Below are 5,669 nucleotides of genomic sequence, written 5' to 3'. Positions count from 1 at the left end.
ATGATCCTCAGTCTCCTCTCCAAGGGAAAATCAAGGTAGAATTATGCGCTTTACCAGCTAATTACGAACCCGGTGATCCTCTGGAATTAAAACCTTTTAATCCTTCGGGTAATATACCTACTCTTGATGTCGATCAATTCGCTTGTCTGCGAATTCGCAACGAATCTTTTCAAACTCTGAATATTACTATATTGGCAATTCAGCCGGATTGGAGTATTAAAAAAGGCTACCCAACGGGTGCAGCTTTTGAACCTTTAGCTCCAGGAGGTGAAATTCCCCCCTGGCGAATTCAAACAAGTCTTCCTAACGGTTATCAGGAAGGGTCAGATATTCTTAAAGTTTTTGCCACAGTTGATGCCACTAGCTTTGATTGGTTAGAACTACCCCCATTGGATAAACCCATTCAGCCTAGAAATGCTGGAAAAGCAACCACTCCCCTCGCCAAATTCTTGGCGGCTTACTTTGCTAGTGAAGATGCTCCGCCAACCAAAAATGTTAACTCTGCTGTTTCTGCTAGGTATGAATGGACAACAGAACAGATCACCCTGGTTGTGAAAAAAGGGATCAGCAGTCAAAACTAATTGCCAAAGCTTAAACATAGAACTGTTTTTTAGGTGCATCTAAATCGGGAATAATTTAACAAATCTTAAGATGCACCTTCTCTGTTTTGTAAATCCAGGTGAGGGTAAAACAATGATTTGGAGTCTAAACAGAACAAATTTTGATCGCAACATCGCTGTCGTTATCGGTATCAACAATTATCAAAATGGAATGCACTCCCTTAAAACGGCTGTTAATGATGCTAAAGCGATCGCAGATCTTCTAGAAAAAGAATACAAGTATCAAGAAGTGATTCGTTTGTTTCCTCCTCATGGTGAAGCTACACGGGAAAAATTTAAAGAACTTTTGTTTGAAAAGCTCCCTAATGTAATTAATCCCACAGAGGGCGATCGCTTACTATTCTACTTCGCCGGACATGGGATTGCTCGTAATAGTGAAGATGGGCCAGCAGGAGCTTTAATTCCTCAAGATGCTACGTTAGGACAGTGGGAAACTTATCTACCCATGCAGGATTTAAACACTGCCCTTTCTAAACTGAACTGTCATCATTTATTGGTAATTTTAGATTGTTGCTTTGCCGGAAATTTCCGCTGGTCAAGTAGTAGAAATGTTATTTCAGCTTTAGAAACAATTCATCGGGAGCATTATGACCGCTTTATTCGCTATCCAGCTTGGCAAGCGATTACCTCTGCTGCTCATAATCAAGAAGCTTTAGATTATACTGATGAGCGTGGAATAGCTCCTGATTCTCTCCATTCTCCTTTTGCTAAAGCTTTAATTAATGCCTTGAAGGATATGAAGGCAGATTTAACAGGAGATGGGATAATTATAGCCCCAGAACTTTATCTATATCTGCGGGATAATTTGATCGATAAAAAAGGTTTGAGTGAATTACAAACGGCTGGACTTTGGCCGTTGCAAAAGCATGACCGAGGCGAGTTTATTTTTACTTTACCAGGTTTTGTACCAGAGAAATTAAAACCCGCACCCCCGTTAGATGCCTCAAAAAATCCCTACCGAGGGTTGGAATCTTTTGACGAGAAAGATAGTGAATTGTTTTTTGGCAGAACTGAACAGGTCAAAAAGTTACAGAATTTTGTCAAAACTCATGCTCTTACAGTCGTGTTGGGTGCTTCCGGTTCGGGTAAATCTAGCTTAGTGAAAGCAGGATTAATTCCCCAATTACGACAAGATCAAATTGAGAAATGGTTGATTATACCCCCTATTCGTCCCGGTGAGACTCCCTTACAAGCGTTAAATAATGCTTTGAAAGAAGCTCAATTTTCAGAAATTCAGCCACAACAACCGGAGAAGAACCTGGCTTGGAGCATTGATCTTTGGGCTAAGAATAATCCTAACTCTAAGTTATTACTGTTTATTGACCAAAGTGAAGAAATTATTACCCTCTGTCAAAATGAGGATATACGCCGAGAGTTTTTCCAACAAATATTAACAGCAATTGATGCCCATCGGGATAAATTACGGGTTGTATTAAGCCTCCGTTCTGACTTTGAACCCCAAGTCAGAGATACAGGCTTGAAGTTTATCCCTAAAGGTTATAGCGTCAAAAATACTGAGCTAAAAAATCGTTGGCAAAGCGGACGATTTATTGTTTCTCCGATGACTAGAGGAGAACTGCGCGAAGCTATTCAGAAACCCGCAGAAGCACGGGTAATGTTTTTTCAGCCTCCAGAATTGGTGGAGCAATTAATTGATGAAGTGGTGGATATGCCAGGAGCATTACCCCTAGTTTCTTTTGCGTTGAGTGAACTTTATCTCAAATATTTAAACCGACAATGGGAGGCACAAAACCAGGGACTAATTATTGAGCGAACGCTGACTCAAGAAGATTATCAAGAGTTGGGAGGAGTCACCCTATCACTGACTCAAAAAGCTGATGAAGAATATGAAGCGTTAGTGAAAGAAAATGCCACTTATGCCCAAATTATTTGTCATGTGATGTTGCGGATGATTGCCCTTGGTGGAGATGAATTAACACGCAGACGAGTCCTGTTATCGGAACTAGAATATCCAGCCGAGAAGAAGAATTTAGCTAAAGCAGTCATTGAGCGGTTTACCAAGGCTCGGTTACTGGTTCAAGGACAAAATGCTGAGGGGAATCTCTATGTCGAACCTGCCCATGATGTTTTGGTGCGGGGTTGGCAAAAGTTGCTGGGCTGGAAGCAACAGGAGCAAGAAAGCTTATTACTACAACGACGGCTAACTCCAGCCGCGATGGAGTGGGATAGCCTTAGAAATAAGGAGAAAGAACAGCCAAAAGGAATTATAGACCAAACGGCTCCTATTTTGGATTGGCTAGATCGACGGCTTTTAATGGTCGAAAACTTAGTGAATCAAATTCCTGCTCAGTTTGCTAAACTGTTACGACAAGCTCAGAATCAGCAAGGGCAATCGAGAGAGAAACCCGTACAGTTTTTGTGGGATGCAAATCCTTATCTGAATGTATTAGATAAAGAACTCAATTCCGATCGCAACTGGTTAAACCAGGTAGAAACTGAGTTTGTACAGAAAAGTATTTTGCAAAAACGCCGAAGGCGGTGGCGGACGACAAGTGCCGTTATGTTGGGATTAAGTATGACGATTTGGGCTTTCATAGGTCTGCGAAATACACAAATAGAACAAATCCGTAATTTAAGACAATCTACAGAAGACAAGTGGCAATCAAACCAAGAGTTAGAAGCGTTGCTAGATGTTATACAGATAGGCAAGTTACTTGACAACTGGCTTTTGCAGTCATTCAAACCCAATGCAGAACTCGAACAACTGATAAAAACACTGCCAAAGGTAGTTTATACAGTACAAGAACTCAACCAACTGGAAGGACTTGGGAGTCCTATTATGGCAGTAGATTTTCTGCCTACTTCCAATGGCGAGATGATTGTCACATCGGATAGCCAGGGAATAAGGGTTTGGGATTTAGGTGGTAAACCATATAATCGTTCTGAAGTTGAAGCCATATTGCAGCAATCAAATGGCGATCTTGACAAAACACTCAAGCAAAAGTCTTTGCTTCCCGCGCTCAATTTTAGTCCTAATGGCAAGATGATTGCTGAATTTGATAGAGAAGGAACAGTCTATATCTTCAATAGTGATAGGACTCTTTACAAAAGCTTCAAAGCACATGGTAAACCGATAATGACAGTTAAATTCAGCCCCGATAGCCAGATCATTGCCACAGGAAGTTGGGAAAGCGAGGCTAAACTCTGGAAGTTAGATGGAACCTTGTACAAAACATTAAAAGGACATAGCGGTACAGTTAATGCAATAGATTTCAGCCGTGATGGTCAGATCATTGCTTCAGCGAGTAATGACAGAACGGTAAAACTCTGGAACAAAGACGGCAGATTGCTAGCGACTCTACAAGGACATCAGGGAGAGGTTTGGGGTGTCAGTATCAGCCCTGATAGCCAGATCATTGCTTCAGCGAGTAATGACGGAACAGCGAAACTCTGGAACCGAAAGGGTATCTTGCTGAAAACCCTCGAAGGTCATAAGGCTACAGTGCGCGCAGTGAAATTCAGTGCCGATGGTCACACCCTAGCCTCAGCCAGTGATGACGGAACGGTTAAACTCTGGAGGTTAAACAGCACACCGTTGGCAATCTTAGATGGTTATACCGATGTAGTTTATACAGTACGTTTTAGTCCTGATGGCAAGACAATTGCCACGACAAGCGGACATGGTGATGTAAAATTTTGGCAAAGGGATGGCTTGCTCCTGAAACCTTCTCAACACTGGGGGCATTATGGCCCGATTACTACATTAGAGTTCAGCCCCGACGGTCAGTTAATTGTCTCGGCGGCTGGAGATAGAGCCGTCAAACTTTCGAGAGCGGACGGTTCTGATGGAAAACTTCTAGAAGGGCATACAGGTGAAATACAGTATCCAGAAGTTCTTGCTGTAAGTTTTAGCCCTGATAGTCAAATATTTGCTCTTGGGGATGTCAATGGGAAGATCGAATTGTGGAACCGAGACGGCTCATTTAAGCAAATTCTCTCTGGTCATAATGCTACTGTTCGGGGCTTAAGTTTTAGCCCCGACGGTCATATTTTAGCCTCAGCCAGTGCTGATGGAACGGTTAAACTCTGGAACCGAGACGGCTCATTCAAGCAAACTCTCTCCGGTCATGGTTATCAATTACTTAAAGTAGCATTCAGTCCCGATCAACAACCTAATGACCAGCTAATCGCGGCGACGAGTGCTGATGGGACAGTTCTACTATGGAAGAGAGACGGCACAGAACTAAAACCCCTCAAAGGGCATAGTAATGTGGTTAGTGCAGTAGCTTTCAGTCCCGATGGTCAGCTAATTGCGACAGCAAGTTATGATAAAACGGTGAAGTTGTGGAAAAGAGACGGCACCTTACTCAAAACTTTCTATTGGCATAAGGATCAGGTTAACGCAGTAACATTTAGCCCCGACGGAAAAAGACTTGCCTCAGCTAGTCATGACAAAACAGTAATGCTTTGGGATGTGGATTTAAAACTAGATCTAGGTGAGCTACGGAAGTACACTTGTGATTTGATGCGAGGCTATCTAAAGAATAACCCCCATATTAGAGACAGAGAGCGCAAACTCTGTGACGGAGTACCTTCAGATAATAGTATTGACACAAGTGTTACGCAAACATTTCTTGACACCAATCAGCAGCCTGAAATAGCAATATCTGTCACTGATAAAATGAGCATGGGTGACAAAATCCTAGTACCAACCCTGACAAATTCTAATAAGCTGGCTGGAGTCGAAGCGATCGCGGTTGGTAATTTTGAGCAAGCCGTAACGTCCCTAACATCTTACCTACAGGAAAACCTTAATGACCCAGAAGCCCGAATTTACCTAAATAATGCCCAGATTGGGAAACAACCATCACACACAATTGCAGTATCAGTTCCTATTAGTAATGATGTTAACGGTGCTTTAGAAATGTTGCGAGGAGTCGCTCAAGCTCAAAAGGAAATTAACGAAGCCGGGGGTATTAATAAAATCCCATTGCGAATATTAATCGCTGATGATAACAACCAACCCGATACTGCCAAGCAAATTGCCGAAGAATTAGTTAAAAATCCTGACGTATTAGGAGTTGTAGG

At 42.3% G+C, this 5,669-nt stretch carries 1 protein-coding gene and 1 pseudogene; both read left to right on the top strand.

Annotated features, from left to right (window positions below):
- A pseudogene (locus ACKPEB_RS05520) lies at positions 1-581 on the top strand (caspase family protein); the annotation flags it as partial.
- A 112-nt stretch (positions 582-693) separates the two neighbouring features.
- A partial coding sequence (locus tag ACKPEB_RS05515; RefSeq protein ID WP_408963832.1) for a caspase family protein occupies positions 694-5,669 on the top strand: 4,976 nt, incomplete at its 3' end.

The organism is Planktothrix sp., assembly GCF_046067725.1.
Taxonomy (GTDB): Bacteria; Cyanobacteriota; Cyanobacteriia; order Cyanobacteriales; family Microcoleaceae; genus Planktothrix.
Note: the sequence above shows the minus strand (reverse complement) of the source record. Positions and strands in the feature narration are given on the sequence as shown.